Origin of the sequence: Microbulbifer sp. TYP-18 (genome assembly GCF_040932045.1) — a bacterium.
Lineage (GTDB): Bacteria > Pseudomonadota > Gammaproteobacteria > Pseudomonadales > Cellvibrionaceae > Microbulbifer.
Genome location: NZ_JBFRBC010000023.1, coordinates 15795 through 38274 on the forward strand (window position 1 = coordinate 15795; position 22480 = coordinate 38274).

3 protein-coding genes are annotated in these 22480 nt (G+C 57.0%); all 3 read left to right on the plus strand.

Annotation, left to right across the window (positions count from 1 at the left end; genetic code table 11):
- The first annotated feature begins 596 nt into the window (after positions 1–596).
- The 3 genes from ABVT36_RS15625 to ABVT36_RS15635 all read left to right on the plus strand — a co-directional run bounded on the left by ABVT36_RS15625 (position 597) and on the right by ABVT36_RS15635 (position 22462).
- Entirely contained in the window at positions 597–7358 is a 6762-nt protein-coding gene (locus tag ABVT36_RS15625; RefSeq protein ID WP_368457374.1) for an amino acid adenylation domain-containing protein, read from the plus strand.
- Positions 7355–8803, plus strand: a complete 1449-nt coding sequence (locus ABVT36_RS15630) for a condensation domain-containing protein (RefSeq protein ID WP_368457375.1) — start codon at positions 7355–7357, stop codon at positions 8801–8803. The genes ABVT36_RS15625 and ABVT36_RS15630 overlap by 4 nt, the downstream gene beginning before the upstream one ends.
- A 324-nt stretch (positions 8804–9127) precedes the next feature.
- A complete protein-coding gene (locus ABVT36_RS15635; protein WP_368457376.1) occupies positions 9128–22462 on the plus strand; it encodes an amino acid adenylation domain-containing protein in 13335 nt (4444 codons plus the stop codon).
- Positions 22463–22480 lie beyond the last annotated feature (18 nt).

Genomic DNA, 22480 nt, shown 5'->3' on the forward strand with positions numbered 1-22480 from the left:
TATCAGTCACAATTCTGGCTTCATGCTACAGATTTGAGGTGATAGCAGTTGGAAGATGGCGGTGCACTGGATGCGCTTAGCAAAGATAGTGAGCTGTGTGAGTTGCTTTCCGTGCTTGAGGGACGTTAAGTTCATTTATCTCCCGTATTAGCTGAAGAGCTGCCGGTTGTTGGCCTGTGCGCCCTTTAGTCTGCTTTTTGACATATTTTCACCGCGCTATGTTGTTTGAACTCTCTGGTCGTGATGTTTTTTCGCGGTTTTGCGAATCATTACTTGATGCAAGGGGAATCACTTTCTATCTGCCCTTCCCATCGATCCGGAAATACTGTTTATGACACGGTTTTTCTATGTTTTGCCTATATGGGTGTCTTGGTTTTATGTCCGCAGTTTGTTTCATTTATCGCCGTATGGATAAAATCTGACATAAATACCGAATTAGTGGTAGTAACTATTTGGCAGAGTGGCTAATAATCCACAAAAATACGTTACCGGTTTAGTGGGTACTGTGTAAGTACTTCTCGCAGCGAAGCCTTGCTGTCGAAAAATAAGATCCCAAATTCACACTTCCTATCGATTACGCTATAGGAGCCCTGTTTGTGGCTGTCTCTCCTGAAATTTCACTGGTCCAATCCCTGATCAGTAAAGGTGTTTATTTATACGTTGAGAATGACGAGTTAAAGTTTCGGGCAAAAAAGGGCGCCTTGAACGAGGAGGACAAGCTAGCGGTGCGCCAACATAAACAGGCCATCATTTGCTATTTGTCCAGCCTGGAATCGGACCCCTCGCCATCCCTTACGCCCCCTCCCTTGAAAGCTGGCGACTCTCCTCCGGATCGATTGCCCCTTTCCTTTTCACAGCAGCGTCTTTGGTTTATCCACAAATTGGAGCCAAACAGCACGCAATTCAATATGCATAGCCGTTTTATGCTGCCGGGCGAAGCAGATCCAGAAGCGATGCAAGAGGCAATAGCAGCTTTAATGGAGCGGCAGGCTATTTTGCGCACCTGTTATTGTGAGGACGATACCGGTGTCTATCAACATATTCTTACCGATCCGGAGGTGCCTCTCAGTGTAGAGGATTTAAGGGAGCAGGGCATCGAAAGGGCTTCAGAGTTCATTTTTCAGATCGGTGAGCAGGAGCGGCAGAAGAACTTTGATCTGGCGCAAAGGCCACCAATTCGAGTGCGCCTGTTGCAACTTCCCATGCAAAAAACCTGTGTGCTCTACACATTGCACCATATAGCCTGTGATGGTTGGTCATTGGGAATTTTTGAGCGGGAACTGATACAGCTATACAACGCATTTCATACTGAGTCCAGGGCGAGTCTCGCCACATTACCGCTACAGTACGCGGACTACGCCGAATGGCAGCGTGGATGGCTCAAAGGGTCCGTTCTGCAGCACCTTTGCGGTTATTGGCGCGAGCAGCTTAATGGTATGCCTTCAGTGCATCAGTTGCCCTTGGACTTTCAGCGCCCAGCGCAGCAGGATTTCAATGGCGCTGTATTGTCGTTAAGCATGGATGTCGGCATAGTTGCACCGTTGAGAGCCGTTTGTCGGGAATACCGGGTTACGCCGTTTATCCTGCTCTACAGTGTTTTTTCAGTTTTTGTTGCCCGTTGGAGCCAACAGGATGATGTGGTGATTGGGACCCCAATTGCCGGAAGGTCCAGTGCAGAACTGGAAGGTCTAATCGGATTTTTTGTCAATACTTTGGTCTTGCGCAGTTCCATTGACGATTGTGAGGATTTTTCCAGCCTGCTTGAGCGCAATCGACAGACGATACTAACTGCCTACGAACACCAATATCTCCCCTTTGAAAAGCTCGTGGAGGAAATCAATCCCGAACGCAGTTTAAGCTATAGCGCTCTGGTTCAACTGAGTTTTGGGGTGCAGGATCTCGCGGGGGAAAACATTGTTGAGAAATCCCTAACGATACCTGCGGACAGTCGACTCAATTTGCCATTTGAATTGAAACTGGATATTCGTTGTGGCGATGACGGCATCCTCCTGGATTGGTTTTACCGTAGTTCCCTATTCTCCGAGGCGACCATTCGCAATATGGGGGAGAGCTTACAGTATCTGTTAATGAGTCTGGTCGATCAGTTGTGCCGGCGGGAACGCCGTCCCATGGGGAGTCTGCCTCTGCTCCAGGCCGGGGCCTGCCAGGAGCTCAAAGATCTCGGGCGCGGAAATCCGGCTTCGGAGCGGCGCTACCTGCCGGTGCACCAGCGGATCGCTACAGTTGCTGCGCAGACGCCGGATAAGGTGGCGGTAACGACGTCGGAGAGCGAGTTGAGCTACGGGGATCTGGAAGCACAGTCCAACCAGCTCGCGCATTATTTGGCGGCCAGGGGTGTTGGCGCGGAAGCGCTGATTGCGATACAGCTTCCAAGAGGGCCGCAGTTGGTGATAGCCCTGTTGGCGGTGATGAAAAGTGGCGCCGCCTATGTGCCGCTGGAAGCCAAAGCCCCCGAGCACCGTTTGATACAGATTCTGGAAGACTGTCGGCCCCTGTTGATACTCACTACGAAGGCCTGGCAGGAATCCCTGCCGCAGGATTTTGACCGGGTTGTTGTGGATGATTCGGCTACCGCCAGCGAGATTGGGGATAGCAGTTGCTATCCAGTGGAGTCGCTGACTTGCGTGTATCAGCCATCGTGCGCTATGTACCTGATTTACACCTCCGGCTCCACTGGGGTGCCTAAAGGTGTGATGGTGAGCTACGCCAGCGTGGCGGAGTTTGTGGATCAGGGGATTGAAGAGTTTGTGCCGGCACACATAGGTTCGGCGGTGGTCAGCTCCCCCCTTGCGTTCGACGCTACTGTGGGGTCCCTGTGGGTCGGATTGGCCGCTGGATGCGGCATACATCTGATCAGTGAAACTGTCGAAGCGCTGGATGATCTCAGCGCGCATTTTGATGGCGACAGCGCTCGATTATTTAAAATCACACCGTCGCATCTGGAAGCACTGTATGCCCACGGTAAGTTGACTGGAAATAGCCGCGTGGCTCATGTGGTGGTGGTCGCCGGTGAAACTCTATACGGTGGCCTGTTGTGCCAGTGGCAGCAGCTCTACCCCAGCGCCAGGTTTATCAACGAGTATGGACCCACGGAGGCCACCGTAGGCAGTACCATCTATCCATGTACCCCTGTTGCGACGCCTGGCGTTGGGGCGAGTGTGCCCATAGGGTCTGCATTGGGAGATACGCAACTGTACGTTTTAAATTCCCAGTTGCAGTTTCAACCACAGGGTGCGGTGGGAGAACTATATATAGGTGGCGCTGGCCTGGCACGGGGTTACCACCGCCGCCCGGCACTGACCGCGGAACGATTTGTTCCATCGCCCTTTGGAGAGGGAAGCGGGGAAAGACTCTACCGCACCGGCGACCTGGTTCGCTGGCTGGCAGGTGGTGGCTTGGAATTTATTGGAAGGGCCGATCTGCAGGTCAAAATTCGCGGCTTTAGGATTGAGCTGGGTGAAATTGAAGCCGCATTCAAATCCATGGATAGTATTTCCGAGGCCGCCGTAATTACTCGGCTTGATGGACAGCAAGTGCGACAAATAGTGGCGTATGTGGTTGCCCGCCAGACTGGTGAGGAGCGGGAATCCGAGTCCAATCTTAAAATCCAGTGGTTCGAACAGCTAAAGCGGCAACTGCCACCGTTTATGTTACCGGCGGCGATAGTGGTGCTGGATGCAATGCCTTTGACCGCGAATGATAAAGTCAATCGCCGGGCACTGCCGGCACTCAGTGCCGCGGATTTTCAGCATTGTGTCTACCGTGCGCCGCAGACGACGACCGAGGAGTTTCTGTGCCAGCTCTGGCAGGAACTGCTCAACCGGCAGCGTATAGGGATAGACGATAATTTCTTTGCCCTGGGAGGGCACAGCCTGCTGGCTACCCAGGTCATTAGCCGCATTAGGCAGAAGTTTGCTGTAGAGCTTCCTCTCAGGTGTATTTTTGAATCCCCAACTATTGCGGGCCTCGCCCGTCATATCGAATTGGGCGATAGCCGGCAGGCACTACCGGAGCTGCTGCCGGCTGACCGCAGCAAGCCGCTTCAGCTGTCATTTTCCCAAAGCCGGCTGTGGTTTGTGGACCGTATCGGCGAAGGTAGTGTTCAGTACAATATGCCCGGCTACTATCTGATCGAGGGGGATTTCGACCAGACGGCTTTCGAGCGCGCTCTGAACGGGGTATTGGAGCGGCACGAGGTGTTGCGCAGTGTTATCAGGGAGCACAATGGTGAACCGGTGCAGGCAATAGTAGCCGGTGCGAAGCTACCGCTGCGCCTTATTGATTTAACTGCTGAAGCGGACATAGAACGCCGTTGGCAGCAGGCCCGTGACATTATTGTCGAAGAGGGACAAATCCCTTTCGATTTATCCAGCGACATACTACTGAGGGTGCTCCTTGTACGCATGTCCGCCACTGAGCACATTATGGCCTACACGCTGCACCATATTGCCGGTGACGGGATTTCCAAGGCGATATTGCAAAGAGATTTCGTCACCCTTTACGATGCACACCGCAAGGGCCTGCCCGCAATCCTTCCAGATCTCGGGGTTCAATATGCGGATTACGCGCTGTGGCAACGACAGTGTTTGCAGGGCGATCGCCTGGAAGCGTCACTGGATTACTGGGTGGAACAGCTGCAGGAATTACCCCTGCTCCACCAACTACCGCTGGACCGTCAGCGACCCTCGCGACAGCGGCATAAGGGTCAATCCTTTTCCACGCGAATGGAAGGAGAGTTGAGTGCAAAAGTAAAACAACTGTGTCAGCGACATCAGTGCTCCGTATTCATGTTTATGCATGCGGCCTTGAAAGTTCTGATCAGCCGCTACAGCGGTGAGCGTGACATAGTAGTGGGAAGTGCCATTACCGGGCGCAACCATCAGTACCTGGAAAATCTCATCGGTTTTTTCGTCAATGACCTGGTACTGCGGGCAACCGTGGACCCTGAACAGGGTTTTGAAAGTTTCCTGCGCACTGAGCGGGAGACCATACTGGCGGCCTACCAACATCAGTGGATTCCGTTCGAGATGCTGGTAGAGACGTTGAATCCAGAGCGCAGCCTCAGCCACAGCCCGCTGTTTCAAATCAAGTTGGATGAGCGCAACCCGGCGGAAACCAAAGCCCAGAGCGGTGGACTGGCGATCACCAATCTCGGTAGCTCCAGTTCCCCCAATGAAGCGGAAGTTAGCGCTGAACACCATGTAAAGCACGACCTCTATGTCAGTGTCGCTGTTGAGGAATATGCGCTTTCCATCTACTGGCTGTTCAATTCCGACATATTCAACGCTGCCACCATGGTGGATTTCGCCAGGAATTTTCACACGCTGGTCGCCAGCATAGTCGCCGATCCCACCAGGTCGATAAAGGCGCTGAATATCCTTCAGCCCGGGCAAAAAGACCGGCTGATGGAGGCGGCGAGGGGACCGTCAAAGTCGACCCCTTCACTGGAAAGCAGTCTTTTACATCCACTGTCCGAATGGGGTGAAAGAACAGCGGCCTGTGATGCGGATGGCCAACTCAGTTTTGCAGAATTGAATAGCAAATCTAATCGCCTGGCGCAGTTTTTGGCGGCTTCCGGAGTGGGTACTGAATCGACTCTGGGGTTGTGTTTTGAGCCCTGTGCCGATTCACTGATAGCGATTCTGGCAGTGTGGAAGGCCGGCGCGGCCTACCTGCCGCTGGACCCGCTTACTCCCGAGAGCCGGATGCAGGAGATACTGGATGACAGCGGGATCACTCTGGTGCTCACCCAGGCACATCTGGTAGAAGATCTTTATATTGAAGGCGCAAGACTGTTGCCTGTGGATGGTGCCATGGGCAGCCGCCTGATGGGTGGCCACGAGGACAGAGCGCCGGCAAACACAGCCCGCGGGGATAACCTGGCGTATTCTATTTATACCTCCGGCTCCACTGGCACTGCCAAAGGCGTCATGGTCTCAAGGGATGCGCTGGCCAGGTATTGCGATTTTGCTGTTGCGACCTACTATCGCGATCATCTCGAAGGCGCGCTCGTGGCCAGCGCAATGCATTTTGATCTCACTATTCCCTGCCTGGTTCTGCCGCTGATGCGGGGTGACTGTGTCAATTTTCTGCCGCCCGGCGCCGATATGGCGCTGCTGGCCAAGACCTTGACGGAGACCGACAAGCATTTTCTTTTGCGTCTGACCCCCAGCCATATCATGGCTGTGCTGCCTTTTCTCACCGAGGGCAGATGCCAGAACCGCCATGTGTTCGTGATCGGGGGTGAGCCTTTCAGCCCTTCACTGTACCAGCGGTTGCAGCATTTATTTCCAGCGGCCGAGATATTCAATCACTATGGCCCCACGGAAACCGTTATCGGCTGCAGCATGCAGGCGTTGGCGCACGAGTGGGGCGACGATCGCGATACCTGCCCAATTGGCGGGCCAATGGGCTCAACACAGCTCTATGTGCTGGATGGGGAATTGCAGCCGGTTGCCCCCGGCATTGCGGGTGAACTGTATATTGGTGGGGAGAGGCTGGCGAGGGGTTATCGCGCCCGCGGAGGGCTTACCGCCGAGCGGTTTGTCTGCCACCCTTTCGCGGACCGGCCGGGCGAGCGGTTGTACCGTACGGGTGACGCCGTGAGATGGTGTAGCGATGGAGGAGGAAGGCCGCTTTGGCTTGAATTTATCGGTCGCATGGACCGCCAGGTAAAAGTGCGTGGTCATCGTATTGAGCTTGCAGAAATTGAAAGGCGGTTGCTACTGCTTGAAGGGGTATGTGAGTGCGCCGTAGATGTACGAGCGGCGCCGTCGGGCGAGCTGCACCTGGTGGCGTACCTGGCCATGCAAACGGATATCACTGCCGACGCGGAAGATGAAGGTGAAATTATCCAGCGTAAACAGAGGGTGATCCAGCTTCTCCGCAAGTCTCTGTCAGTGCAATTGCCCGACTATATGGTCCCCTATGTTTATATTTTCATGCCCGGCCTGCCTCGCACCAGCAACGGCAAGCTGGACCGGGCCGCGCTTCCGTCGCCTGAAGAGGGCGATCTGATCAAGTCCCGGTACGCAGCGCCGAAAAGCGAGGTGGAGAAACAGCTGTGTGGTATCTGGCAACATGTCCTTAAGCTACAAAAAATTGGTATCGACGACGATTTCTTTCTCCTTGGTGGTCACAGTTTGCTGGCTACCCAGGTGGTGAATATGATCCGCGAACAATTTTCCGTGGAGATTCCGCTGGCCACGCTGTTTGAAAAGTCAACGATCCGGGTTCTGGCTGCCGAGGTTACCGCCTATATTATCAAGACCAGGAGCCTGGAAAGCGGAGCGGCAGAAGGGAAGGAAGAAGATCTCGAGGAGGTCATTCTTGAATGACGGAGAATGACGTTAGCACTTCATCAGGCTCAGTGAAACAATACCCCGCTACGGTTTTTCAGCACCAGGCCTGGGCGACAGAGCAAATTGCCGCTGTGCATGGCTGGCCGTCTTTTTTGTTGAAAAGAGTGGTGCCATACAGTAATTTGGATGATGCACTGATCGCAGAGGCGGTGCAGATATTATTTAATTTGCACTCGGTATTTCGCTCGACAATTCACGCACGGGACGATGGTGTAATTCAGCGCGTGCATCCACAAGTCCAGGTGGATTTGTTGTCCAATGCCATTGACCTGAGAAAAAGTTCGGATAAAAGCCTGATCCTAAATGCACTGATCGACGCTCAGGCTAGCCAGCGGCTTCCATTGGGGGAGCTCCCTCATTTTCTTATAGCATTGATTCGAGATGCTGAGGCCAATCGGCTGCTATTGCATATCGACCACCTTTGTGTCGATGCACGCTCTCTGGACCTGTTGATGCAGCAGCTACAGACCATCTGCCAGGCATTGGTGCAGGGGAAAAACCAGCGCATCGATGCACTGAAGCCATCGGTGGATTACACCGATTACGCTGTCTGGGAAGCCGAAGAATTAAGTTCGAATAATATTTCAGCGCCAAGAAAGTATTGGCGCCAACTTTTGGCGACTTCTGAGCTCGCTTTCGACCCCCTTTGGCAGCTCACAGGGCGCGAGCCGCGACCCGCCATATCCTACGCGGATCGATTTGCAGATGGTTGCCGGCGTTTGCGGTCGCAGCTGGATCGCCGTTTTCAGAATCTGGCGTTTGGTTATGTGCGAGAAATATTTCCTTCATCCGGAGCGGTGGAAAAATATAGTTTCTTTTTTCATGGGCAGGTGTTCGAGCAACTGAAGAAGTGGTCGAGACAGAATGGCTTTCTATTTAGCAATGTTGTAATGAGTGGTCTGGCGCTTTGGGTGCATAAAATGAGCGGCCTGCATAATTTTATTATGACCATGCTGTCGGATACGCGCCTTAGTGAAAAGTTCTTTGACGTTGTGGGTTGCTTTGCTATGGAGGTGCCTGTTTTATGCCAGCTGCGCGACCGGGAAAAATTTGCTGATCTCTGCGGGCGTTTACAGGAACAGCTATCCGAGTCTTATCAATATCGACTTTACCCAATGACGTTGTTGCTTGTAGATCTCGATATCGATTATTCATGCCTGCGGACTATCCAGGTTAATTACATCAATTTGTCCTCCCAGGAAGGCCACAACTATTCGCCGGAAATGGGTCTAGGTGGTATCGCAGATCGTGGTATTCATATGCGCCTGGTGGAATATAAAAATGGATTATCTGTCGAATGTGAGTATCTCAAAGAACTATTTGAAGCCAGTCAATTTGCGGATTTGATACAACAATATCCTCTGTTAATGGCTGCGTTAATGGCTGACTCAGAACAGATAATAAGCGCCCTTCCAGATTAAGGAACCTCTGATTAAGTCAGTGCAATCTCAGGCTTTGCGTCGCGTTCGCCAGTTAGGCGCAGTCGCGCAGGAATGCTGGCTGCCTTTCAAGCGGCTGCAACGCAGCGGGCGGACGCGACGCAAAGCCCCGTAGGGCGGGCCTGTGGCGCCACTTGGACTTTGTTGCTGCGCTCATCAAGGACAACCAGCCTTGACCTTCGCGCAGCGCCTTGCCAAGCGGTGCCACAGGCTCCGCTGAGACAGTACTGACTTAATCAGAGGTTCCTTAAGCCTCTATCGTAATCAGCCAGCCAGGGCATACAATAAAGTGTTGGGGACACTTGCATGAGTGTTGAAGAAATTTTGCTTGCAGCGAGCGAGCAAGGTGTACATTTTTATTTCAAAAACGAGAAGCTAGCCTATCGGGTTAAAAAAGGTTCTATCAGCGATGAGCTGAAGAAAACCATTGTTCAACACAAAAATGAAATAAAGCACTATATCCAGTCTCTGGACAAGGCTCAGGACCGCTTTGTACTTCCCCCATTGCGTCCTGTATCACGAAGTCAACCTCTGCCCTTGTCATTTGCACAGCAGCGCCTCTGGTTTATCGATCAGCTGGAGGGAAGTCTGCAATATATTATTCAAGGCCAGCTGATGCTGGAGGGATGCTTTGACGAGGGCGCTTTCAGGCGTGCATTGGGATGCCTGATGCAGCGCCACGAAATCCTCCGCACGCGCATCAAGACAGACCGCGGTGTGCCCTACCAGGTGGTGGCTGAGGAATTCGAGATGCCAATGCAGCAGCACGATCTGGCAACACTTAACGAGGCCACGGCTGCCAATTTAATCCGTCAGTTAAGGCTCAAAGACGCGCAAAATCCGTTTGACCTGGCGGAGGATCTAATGCTGCGGGTGCAACTATTGCATTTGTCCCAGCAACGTCAATTAATCTTATACACGACTCATCATATCGCCAGCGATGGATGGTCTTCTTCAATTTTCGCCCGGGAGTTAAAGGCCTTATATCAGGCATTTTCCACACAGCAGGAAAATCCACTGCCTGCCCCTACCTATCAGTATGCCGATTATGCGGCGTGGCAGCGCAGTTGGTTGGAGGGGGAAACTCTCGATAAACAGATGGCCTACTGGACTGGGCAGCTCCAGAATCTGCCCGAAGTCCACAATCTACCGCTGGACAATCCACGGCCGGAGCAACAGCGCTATAGCGGCAGAATATTTTCCCACCTGCTCGAACCGGAGCTGACTGCAAATATCAAGCGTCAGTGCGAGCTGCAGGGGCTGACGTTGTTTATGTTTCTCGAGACAGCGTTTGCACTGTTTGTCGGGCGCTTCAGCGGCGCACAGGATGTGGTTATCGGGACACCCACAGCGGGGCGTACTCACCGTGACCTGGAGGGTCTGATCGGTTTTTTTATCAATACGCTCGTATTGCGGACCGATCTCAGTGGCAACCCGAGTTTTGAGCAGTTATTGACGCGCAACAAGCGGGTTATTCTCGACGCATTTGCCTATCAGCACACTCCCTTCGAAATGCTGGTGGAGGCCCTGCGGCCGGAGCGCAATCGCCAGTACAATCCGCTGTTCCAGATTTTGTTCGTGGTGCAGAACAGTGACGGGCTGGATGGGCTAAGCGTCGATGAGGGTTCGCAAGGCGTTCACGAGGGCGTCAATATTCGTTTCGATCTGGCATTGCACCTGATTGAGATTGGGGATCGGCTCGCTATTCACTGGAGCTATCAGGACGACTTGTTCAATGACGATACGATCGCCCGTATGGCCCGTAACTATGGCTGTTTACTGGAGAGTCTGTGCGGTGAACTGGAGGTGCCGTCGGCCAGGGGAATAGATCAGGTTCATATGCTCAATGCGGAAGAGCGGGAGTTATTGCTGGTAAAGTGCAATCAAACTTACCAACAGTATCCCCAGGGAGATTGTCTGCATCAATGGATTGAGCAGCAAGTGGCACTTACGCCCGACGCGACCGCTGTAATCTATGAGGACCGCTCCCTAAGTTTTGCCCAGTTGAATAGTCGGGCCAACCAATTGGCGCACCATTTGATCGCCGAGGGAATCACACGGGGGGACTTTATAGGGCTTAGTATCCGGCGCTCTCTGGAAACTATGGTGAGTTTGCTGGGTATTATGAAAGCGGGTGCGGCCTATATACCCCTGGATCCGGAGTATCCCGCGGAGCGTTTGAGCTACATGGTGGAGGATGCCGGTGTAGACGTCATTATCAGTACTCGAGCGGTGGCCGAATCGCTGCCGCAAATGGGTGCTCGCCTACTCTGCCTGGATGACAGTCCGACCCGGGAGGCACTGGGTGCTGCACTGGAGACAAATCCCGACCCGCAGACGCTGGGGCTGAACCCTCACCGTGCGGCTTACATAATCTACACTTCCGGTTCCACCGGTCGCCCCAAAGGTGTGGTGGTTGAGCATCACAGCCTGTGCAATTTCGTAGCCACGGCGATGGAGGCCTTCATTAAGGATGACATCAAAGGCGCTGTTGTCAGCTCTCCTTTGGCCTTTGATGCGACTGTACAATCTCTGTACCTGCCACTGTGTGCCGGCCGTTTTGTCGAATTACTGCCCGAGGGCGATGAGTTATTGCCCGCCCTGACGGATTATCTGCTGGACGACGAGCATGCGCTACTTTTCAAACTGACGCCGAGTCACTTGCAGGGTGCTCTGGCACAACCTTTTGTGGAACAGAGCCCGGCGGCCAGGCATGTAGTGGTGGTGGCCGGAGAGCCTTTTCCCCAATCCACACTGCGGCGATGGCAGTCGTTGTTGCCCTCCGCCACATTTATTAACGAATACGGGCCCACGGAGGCGACTGTCGGCAGTTGCATCTACCCGGTGCGGACCGATCTGAATCAAACCCAGGCGCCCTGGCCAAATTGCGGTGGTTTCGTTCCCATTGGCCGCCCTCTGGGCAATGTGACTTTTTATGTGCTGGACCCCTGGTTAGAGCCAGTACCTCTGGGTGCTGTCGGCGAATTGTATATCGGCGGGGCGGGACTGGCGCGGGAGTATCTCAATCGCCCCGACTTGACCCGCGAACGTTTTATAGCGAACCCGTTTGTCGATGAGCCAGACGCGCGCCTGTATAAGACCGGTGACCTGGTGCGCTATGTGTACACCACTTCGGAAAGCCTGCCCGTACTGGCCTTTGCCGGCCGCACCGACAACCAGGTAAAAATCCGTGGATACCGGATCGAACTGGGTGAGATCGAGGCGATCCTCCGCGAGCAGGAGGGTATACACGATGCAGTTGTGATATGCCGCAGGTCGGGGGAGGATGCCCGCTTGCTGGCCTACCTGGTGCCCACTGAGGGTGCCGGGATCGATATCGATGCGCTCAAGGCGATACTAAAAACACAACTGCCGGGTTACATGCTGCCCTCGGCATTTGTGTCGCTGCGGGCTCTGCCGCTGACACCGAGTGGCAAGGTGGACCGGCAGAGGCTCCCGGACCCGGATGTAGCCGCTTTTGGCGAAGTGGAATACGAAGCGCCGGAGGGTGAAAGGGAAAGGATACTGGTGGAGCTATGGGCGGAATTGCTGGATTTACCCCCGCAGGAGATCAGCCGCCAGGCAAATTTTTTCGCCCTGGGTGGCCATTCCCTGCTGGTAATGAAGCTTGTTGCCGGTTTGCAGGATCACGGCTGGCAGGTGGGGATCCGCGCTGTGTTCGACAGCGGCAAGCTCGCCGAGTTGGCCACACATCTGGAAGCTTCCTCCGGCAGCGCGGACGAGACTGTCGAAGGCAGCGCGGATTTACCGGTTGGCTGTGAGCGGATACACCCCGGGCTGCTGCCGCTCATTGAGCTTACGCAGGCGGAAATCGACACTGTGGTCGATCAGATAGAGGGGGGCAGTCAAAATATTCAAAATATTTATCCGTTGCTGCCATTGCAGGAGGGGATATTTTTTCATCACCTGGTGAATCCCGAACGCGACCCCTATGTGTTGGACAAGACCTTCCGGGTTGCCAGTCAAGGTCTGCTGGAAGCTATGCTGGCGGCCCTGTCCAGGGTGGTCGAGCGCCACGATATTCTCCGCACGGCGATTGTTCACCGGGGGCTTGAGCGCCCACTGCAGGTGGTCTTGCGCCGTGCCCGGCTCACAGTGATAAAGATCAGTGAGACACGGGATATGGCTCTGGATGATGCGCGTCAGCTGATGAAATCCCAGCTGCCGCCCATTGCGCTATCGCGGGCGCCGATTCCCCAGATAGTGGTGGCGAAAATCACTGATGGTGCCTATTTATGCCATTTTCGTTCCCACCATATCGTCGCCGATCATGTGGGCAATGAGGTCTTGTGGCAGGAAGTGGAGGCGGTGCTGGCGGGACTGGAGGCACAACTGCCTCCGGCGGGCTGCTTTGCGGATTATGTGGTAACTGCTCTGGCACGGGCCAACAGTCAGGATGCCCGGGTGTATTTTCGGCAGCGTTTGGGGGACATAGATGAACCCTGCTTGCCCTTTGGCCTGACCGATATCCACCACCAGTCGGATGCGCTCAGACGCGCCCAGCAAGAACTGGACGGGGTGCTGGCCAGGCGCACCCGGCAGCTGGCCAGCGAATTGTCCTGCAGCCCGGCAACTTTATTTCACGCCGCCTGGGCGCTGGTGGTCGGCGCCTGTTGCGATCGCCACTCGGTGGTGTTCGGGACTGTTTTGTCCGGGCGTATGCACGTCGGGAGTGAGCAACAGCGGACACTGGGGCTGTTTATGAACACCCTGCCGTTGCGGTTGGATATCACCGGCACGGCACTGGCGTTCGTGGAGCAGGTAAATCGCGAGGTGAGGTGTCTGTTGGAATACGAGCAGACAGCGTTGACACTGGCCCAGACATCCAGTGGTGTGGCCGGAGATGTACCGCTTTTCAGCGCCTTGCTCAACTATCGCCACAGCGCGGGGGATACAGCGGATACAGGGAAGGAGTCCCATGCGATTCAGGGTATCGACAGCGATGCCGGACGCACCAACTACCCATTCAGTCTCGCGGTCAGCGACCGGGGCGACGGTTTTTATTTGAAAGCCAATGCCCTGGGAGTGGATGCCGGGCGATTGATTGATTATACGGTACAGGCGCTGGATGCACTGCTCACTGGCATCGAGACAAAATCCCCGATGCCGGTTGGCCAGATAAGTGTAGTGGCGGAGCCGGAGGCCCACGACCAGTACCAGTGGGGGCGCAACCCCCTGGACAGTGTCTGCGACAAGCTAATCCACCAGTTGTTTGAGCAACAGGTACAGAGAACCCCCGACAAAATCGCCGCCCTGGCGCCCGGTAGTGAGGGACACTGGCAGCGGTTGAGTTACGCGGAACTCAATGCCCGCGCAAACCGGCTGGCCCATTTTCTGATAGACCAGGGCGTGGTTCCGGAAGCAAGGGTTGGCCTGTGCCTCGGTCGCTCGGTCAATGCCATGGTGGCGCTCCTGGCGGTCCTCAAGTCCGGTGCCGCCTATGTGCCGTTGGATCCGGAATATCCCCGGGCGAGACTGGCCCATATGCTCGGGCACAGTGGTGCGCACTGGATAATCACCGAATCGACGTTTAAAGACCGCCTGCCGCTGGGTGGAGAGGCGTTGTTATGTCTCGATGAGCCCGCCGCGACGGCGCGACTGGCCGCCTGTGATGCCGCCAATCCGGTGGCCGAAACCCTGGGATTATCCCCAGAGCACCCGGCCTATATTATTTATACCTCCGGTTCCACCGGCCTGCCCAAGGGTGTTGTGGTGAGCCACAGGAGTGTGTCCAACTTTCTTCAGGGCGCAGCTGCGACATTTCTTCACGAGGGTATAGCGGGGGGCGTGGTCAGTTCACCGCTGGCTTTCGATGCCACCGTACAGTCGCTGTATGTTCCCCTGTGTGCGGGTCGTTTCGTGAAACTCTGGCCGGAGGATGAATCGCTGTTCCGTCATCTGGCGGAGGATCTGCTCTACGCCCGGGAAGCCTTGCTGTTCAAAGTGACACCCACCCACCTGCAGGGCGTTGCGGCCCTGGATCCGGTCACCCGCAATGAGGGGGTGCGGCATGTGGTGGTGGTGGCGGGAGAGCCGTTGTCGCAGCAAACCCTCGACCACTGGCGTCGCCGCCTGCCCGATGCACTGTTTATCAACGAATACGGCCCCACGGAGGCGACGGTGGGCACTAGCGTCTTCCCTATTCGGGAGGAGGCGGTCGATCCGGCACCATGGCGGCAACAAAGTACGGGTGTGCCCATCGGGCGGCCGTTACCGAATCTGGAGTGTTATGTACTGGGCCGCAGTGGCCAGTTGTTGCCCCAGGGGGCAATCGGTGAACTCTATATCGGCGGCAGAGCACTGGCGCGTGCTTATCACGCCAGTGGCCGCGCGACAGCGGAGAAATTTGTTCCCCATCCTCTGGCCACCGGGGCAGGGGAGCGGCTCTACCGCACCGGCGATCTGGTCAGGCGCCTCGAGGACGGTTTGCTGCTGTTTGTGGGTCGGGTTGATCAGCAGGTCAAGGTACGGGGACTCCGTATTGAGCTGGGTGAAATCGAACATCAATTGCTGCTGCTGGATGGGGTGAACGGGGCGGTGGTGGACGCCCGCTGCGACCGCCTCGGGGACACGCGCCTGGTGGCTTATGTGTGTGGCACGACGCTGCCCGCTCAGGCCGCCATGGTGGCCCACCTGAGTGCACAACTGCCAGGCTATATGGTTCCTGCGGCCTATGTCACCCTGGCCGAACTGCCGCGCACACCCAGCGGCAAAATTGACCGGGCATCGCTGCCGGCTCCCGACATCGACGCCTTTGCAGCCACGGAATATGTGGCCCCGGAAAGTGAAGGCGAACACAGGCTGGTAGCAATCTGGTCTGACCTCTTGGAGCTGACACCAGAGTCGATCAGCGTAGAGGGCAACTTTTTTGCTTTGGGAGGCCACTCACTGTTGATTGTGGGCCTGCTTGGGCGCCTGCAGCAGCAAGGCTATTCCGCTTCGGTCGGTGCCCTGGTCGCGGCGCATTCGCTGCGCGAAATGGCGGCGCTGATCGAACCGCTGGAGACCCGGGGGGAGAGCGACACACCGGCAAATGCCATTCCTCCGGGCAGTGAGCAAATCACACCCGGAATGCTGAATCTGGTTTCACTGTCGCAGGCGGAAATCGACCGCATCTGCCAGAGCGTCGAAGGTGGGGCCGGCAATATAGAGGATATCTATCCCCTGGCGCCACTGCAGCAGGGGGTGTTGTTTCACCACTTGCTGGACCCGGCCAGGGACCCCTATGTCATAGGCACAATACTGCTGATGGAGGACCAGCGGCAGATTGAAGCGCGGCTGGCCGCGATGCAGATGGTGATCGACCGTCACGACAGTTTGCGCACTGCCGTGCTGAGCGAAGGACTGGCGCAGCCGGTACAGGTGCTGCTGCGCCGGGCCAGCCTGCAAGTGACCAGAGTCCGCCTGCCGGAGGCGGAGGACCCAGATCAGCAGCTGGAGGCCTGGAAGCGGGGTTTAGCGCCGCTGGATGTCACGCGGGCGCCACTTATGCGGGTATTCCTCGTTACTGTGGCCGACAGGGGCCCCTGCTATGTCTATCAGCAGACTCACCATCTGATTTGCGACCATGTGGGCAGTGCCATCATCCGCCGTGAGATCGATATGATCGCCTCGGGTCACGGCACATCCCTGGAGTCGCCGCCCCGCTATCGCCCCTACATAGCCCACACTTTGGAAAAGGTGGATAAATCTGCGGCGGCAGACTACTTTCGCACCCAACTGGGTGATGTCGACGGGCCGACGCTGCCTTTCGGCCTGGGTGACGTGCACACCGTCGACGAGACTTTGGAGCGCGCCCAGGCGCAGCTTCCCGAATCGGTGGCCAGACAAATTCGGGCCCTGTGCCGGTCCATGAATATGAGCCCAGCGAGTATTTTTCATCTGGCCTGGGCCAGGGTAGTGGGGGCCTGCAGCGGCCGTCAGGATGTGGTTTTCGGCACAGTCCTTTCCGGGCGTCTCCAGGGGGCTCCCGGTATCGAGCGGCTGGTGGGTCTGGTGATGAACACATTGCCGGTCAGGATTGACCTGCGCGGCCTCAGCGTCCGCGACGCCCTGCGGGACACCGATCTCAAACTCAAGGCACTGCTGGACTACGAACTGACCCCGCTGACGGAAGCTCTGAGCCACTCCAGTGTCAGCAACGATGTGCCGCTGTTCAGTGCCCTGCTCAATTACCGCCACTCCCGGCGCGGGCAGGCGCTCCCTGGGGGGGAAGGGGAGAAAGCCACGGTTCGCAATCTGGGCGCCGATGGCAAAACCAACTACCCGTTCGAACTGTCGGTCAGTGACTGGTCGGATGATTTCAGCGTGCACGCCCAGCTGCCGCAAAGCATCGGCGCTGAACGAGTGGTTGGCCTGCTGTTGGGCACCCTGAAACAGATTGTCGATAACCTGGTGACGACACAGGGTGAGGCGCCGGCTTCGCAACTGTTGAGCCTGCCGGAGGGGGAGCGTCGGCAGTTGGCTCTGTTCAACGACACGGAGGCGTGCCTGCCCAATACCACTGCGCCGTTTGTACACCTGGGTGTCGCCGCCCACGGGGAGCGCCGGGCCGACGCTGTGGCGCTGGTGGCGGGCGGTCAGCACCTGACTTACGCCGAACTCGATGATCGGGTTGAAGCGCTGGCCAAAGCCATGTCCCTATGTGGTATTGCGCCGGAATCCCGCGTGGCCCTGTGCCTCCCTCGAACTCCTTCGATGCTGGTGGCGATTCTGGCCACTTTGCGCTGTGGCGCTGCGTATGTGCCCATGGATCCGCAATATCCCAGCTCCCGTCTGGCCTATATGATCGGGGACAGCCAGGCGGCTCTGTGTGTGGTCGATGGGCAGAGTGCCAAAACTCTGGCGGCGGTGGAGGTGCCGAAACTGAACCTCGACCTGGAGCTTCCCTGTGAATCCGGGCAGGCCCGGCATCGGCCCAGCCCCCACCCCGACAACGCCGCCTATATGATTTACACCTCGGGCAGCACCGGGCAGCCAAAAGGCGTCGTGGTCAGCCACCGAAGTCTGTACAACCTGTGCCACTTTCAACGCCCTCATTATCAGCTGAACGAGCGCAGCCGCAGCCTTCAGTTTGCCTCCTTCAGTTTCGATGCGGCCACCTGGGACTGGGGCATGACTCTGCTGTCCGGCGGTACCCTGGTGTTGCCGGACCTGGAGCAGTCCCGCTCGCTTCCGGCTCTGGGTGATTTGCTGAGGCGGCAATCCATCACCTATGCATTTTTCCCACCGGCACTGTTGGCGCTCCTGGACCCACGGGATGCAGTGGCCCTGGAAACCCTCACCGTCGGTGGCGAGAGTCCCGCCTTGTCGCGCCTGAAACGTTGGGCACATAGGTGCCGGGTATTTAATGCCTACGGGCCCACCGAGAATACGGTGGTGGCGACCTGTGCGGAAGTATCGACCCGGCAGGAGCAGTTGCACATAGGGACACCGATCGAAAATGTCAGCGCCTATGTGCTGGACGCGGATCTGCAGCAGGTGCCCATAGGTGCCGAAGGGGAACTCTGTCTCGCCGGTGGGGGACTGGCCCGGGGTTACTGGGGGCGCGCCGCTCTGACCGCGGAGCATTTCCTGCCCAACCCGTTTGCACAAACGGCGGGGGAGCGCCTCTACCGGACCGGTGACCTGGTCAAAATGGCGACGGCGGAATGGGGGGCCACCCTGAGTTTTGTGGGGCGCTCCGATCAGCAAATTAAAGTCCGGGGATTTCGTATCGAACTGGGCGAAGTGGAGCAGCAATTACAGCAATGCGATTGCGTTGCCGCGGCCGCCGCGGTCGCTGTCGCGGATAGCCGTGGCAGCGTGCAGCTAGTGGCTTTTGCGGTGGTGACGGACACCGACAGCAGCGCTGCATCGCTGGCGCAGCAGCTGCGCCGGCGCCTGCCGGATCACGCGCTGCCAAACCATATCGAGCTTGTCGCCCAACTGCCCCTGACCGCCAACGATAAGGTGGACCGCAAGGCCTTGCAGGCCCAGGCCGCGGACCTGCAAAACGCGGAAGCCTACAGGGCTCCGGAGACGGCCATGGAACGGCAACTGGCGGCGCTGTGGGCGGAGCTCCTGGGGCGGGACCCGGCGGCAATCGGCATAGACGACAATTTCTTTGCGCTCGGGGGGCATTCGCTGCTGGTGATGTCCCTGCATGCCCAATTGCAGCAACAGGGTGTCGACACATCCGTGCGCCTGATTATGGACAATCCGCGGCTGAAGGACCTCGCTGCGGCACTGGAGCAGCTTGAACCGGCTGAACAATTCAGTGCGCCGGCCAATGGCATTCCCGATCGCTGCCAGCACATTACCCCCGACATGCTGCCGCTGGTAACCCTGGGGGAAGCCGATATAGCCGGGGTATGTGAACGGATACCCGGTGGCGCAGAGAATATACAGGACATCTACCCCCTGGCGCCCTTGCAGGAGGGCATCCTTTTTCACCATTTGATGAATCCCCAAGCCGATCCCTTCCTGATCGACAAGACATTTGTCGTGGAAGAGGAGGAGATGCTCGACCGTATGCTGTGGGCTCTGCAGCAGGTGGTGGACCGGCACGATATTCTCCGCACTGCGATTGTCCATGAGGAGTTGCCCGAAGCCCTGCAAGTGGTCCTGCGTCAATGCCCCCTGCCGGTGCACCGACATACCTATACAGGAGACGGCGCCGCGATTACGCCCGCCTATCTGCGCGCACAATTGCCGCCCATGGTGTTGCGGGATGCCCCCCTGCTGCGCGTGCTGATTGTCAGCGATGAACGCCGCCATCAGCATTATTTTCTACTGCAGTTTCACCATATTATTTCGGACCATGTGGGCGATGCGATGCTGCGCGCGGAGATGTCGGCCTTTGTAGCCGGCAAAGGCAGTGACCTGCCGGAGCCGGTACCCTATCGGGAATTCGTTGCCTATACACAGATGCGGGGCAGAACCCAGGATGCCGCGGCCTATTTCCGCCAGCAGCTCGGTGATGTGACTGAGCCCTGCTATCCCTTCGACCAGCACAATGTACATGGCGATGGTCTCGGACTGAAGCGATATCACCGGGAGCTGGAGACCTCCGACGCTCTGCGTATCCGCGCAGTGGCGCGCAGCTATCAGGTCAGCCCGGCGACGCTTTTCCATGCGGCCTGGGCCCTGGTGGTCGGCGCCACCTGTGGGCGAGACGATGTGGTCTTTGGCACTGTGTTATCCGGGCGCCTGCAGAATATCCCCGGCGCGGATCGCATGCTGGGGCTGTTTATCAACACCCTGCCTCTGCGCGTCAGGATCTACGGTTCCGTCGAGGAGTTTATCGCGCAAATCGATGTGTCTCTCAGATCCCTGCTGGAATATGAACAGACATCCCTCTCCCTGGCGCAGCGCAGCGCCGGCGTGCGCGACAATGTGCCGCTGTTCAGTGCACTGCTGAATTATCGCCATTCGCGCCGGGTGGCCGAACCCGATAGCGAGGCAACGGAGACGTCGGCGGTGCGCGGACTCGGTGGGGATGAAAAAAACAATTACCCCATATCGCTGTCCGTCAGTGACTGGGGCGAGGATTTCAGCCTGGACGCAATCAGTGTTGCAGCGGTTGCGCCGGAACGCCTGTGCAGTTATGTGTTAAAGGCGCTGGACGCACTGCTACAACAGATGGAGACCGATAACCAGCGCCGTGTGCAGGACATCAGTCCGGTGACCCCGGAATCGGTACTTTCTCTGTTGCCCAAGGCGGCGATGCGCCCTTCCACTTCAATTCCGATCGGCATTCACACTTTGGTGGAAGAGCATGCGCAACGGCGCCCCGACGCCACTGCACTGGTGTGGAATCCCTACCACTTGAGTTACGGTGCCCTCGATCAGATCGCCAATGAATGGGCACAGCGCCTGCAGGCCCAGGGTGTAGGGAGTCAGAGCAGAGTCGGACTCTGCCTCACCCGCTCGCCCAAATTGCTGATTGCCATATTGGCGGTATTAAAAAGCGGGGCGGCTTATGTTCCCATCGATCCGGATCATCCGGAGGCGAGAAATCAGCATATTCTCCGCGATGCCCGCGTCGAACTGATTTTGCTGGAAACCCAGACTCTTCCCCAGTTGTCTCTGGGCGATGTCCCGGTTGTCAACATGGATGAATCCTGGGAGGACAGCTTGTCGGCCACTGGCTGTGGCCGCCTAAGTGTGGAGGTTGCGCCGTCGCAGCCGGCCTGCGTGCTGTATACCTCGGGCTCCACGGGTAGGCCCAAGGGTGTGCTGCTCTCCCACGCAAGCCTGCGCAATCGCCTCGATTGGTGGTCGCGAACCCAGGATATCAGTAGCGACGATGTCTTCTGCCAAAAGACCCGTATTGGCTTTGTGGACCATGTGGCGGAATTCTTTCAGCCGTTGAGCCTGGGCCTGCCCCTGGTGGTGCTGTCCGACATCGATGTCAAGAATGTTCCGGGTCTTCATCGCGCTTTGAACCGCTGGCCCGTCAGTCGCATCACGCTGGTCCCCTCTCTGCTCAACAGCATAATGCACACGGGGGGATTGCGGGCTGGGGCCATACGTGCAGTTTATTGCAGTGGCGAGGCTCTGCAGCCACCTGCCCGGGAAGCGTTCGCGCAGTGCTTCCCCAATGCAGACCTTTGGAATGTTTACGGGTCTACGGAAATGGCTGCTGATGTCAGCGCTGGTGCTGTCGCTTTGCACCAGGTGTCGGGAGAAGATTACGCGGACCTGGGCACACCGGTGGATAACCATCAGCTGTTGGTATTGGATCAAGAGGGAAAACCGGTTGCGCCCGGTGTTGCGGGCGAACTGTGCGTGGCGGGTGTGGGACTGGCGCAGGGGTATTTCCATCGCGCCGGCGAAACGGCCCGGTGCTTCGTTCCCAATCCATTTGCCAACACCCCTGGAGAGCGACTCTACCGCACCGGTGACCGGGTGAAGCTGGAGCTTGTGCAAGGGTGCGATAAGGGTCAGTTGCGCTATGTGGGGCGCAGCGATTTTCAGGCAAAAATCCGTGGTTTCCGTATCGAACCCGGAGAAATCGAGCAACACATCAATCGGCACCAACTGGTGGCCCAGTCCCTGGCCGTTGTGCGTCAGGACGATGCGGTGGAACAGCGGTTGGTGGCCTATATTGTGCGCGAACCGGCGGATTCGGAGGAGGTGTCGGAGCATACCGATGCCGAGCTTCGCCGACAGCTCATGGAGCATCTGCAGGGCGTATTGCCCGATTACATGCGGCCGTCGGCCTACGTCATTCTGGACGCCCTGCCTCTCAACGCCAATGGCAAAGTGGATCGCAGTGCACTGCCAGCGCCGGATATGAGCGCCATGCGCACCAATGAATATGTGGCGCCCGACACGGACAGTGAAGTGGCGTTGGTCGAAATCTGGTCGGAGCTGCTGGGTTTGCCCGAGGACGAAATTGGCACCGCGGATTCCTTTTTTCAATTGGGCGGACACTCTCTGCTGGCAATGAAAGTGGTGACGCAGATCAAGCAGCGTCTCGATGTGACGATCGCACTTCCCGATGTGTTCCGCCTGCCCACTGTGGGTGAAATGGCCGCGTTTATCGACGACAAGGCCGAACAGGGTGAAACCCAAGAGGAAATCCGTCGTCTGTCGGAAGCCGTCGATTGGGATTTGGACGAATTTGATTTGTAAGCGGCCCTCAGTCGCAAT

Coding starts and splice junctions, on each gene's coding strand:
- ABVT36_RS15630 (WP_368457375.1), top strand. CDS start 7,355: ATGACGGAGAATGACGTTAGCACTTCATCAGGCTCAGTGAAACAATAC.
- ABVT36_RS15635 (WP_368457376.1), top strand. CDS start 9,128: ATGAGTGTTGAAGAAATTTTGCTTGCAGCGAGCGAGCAAGGTGTACAT.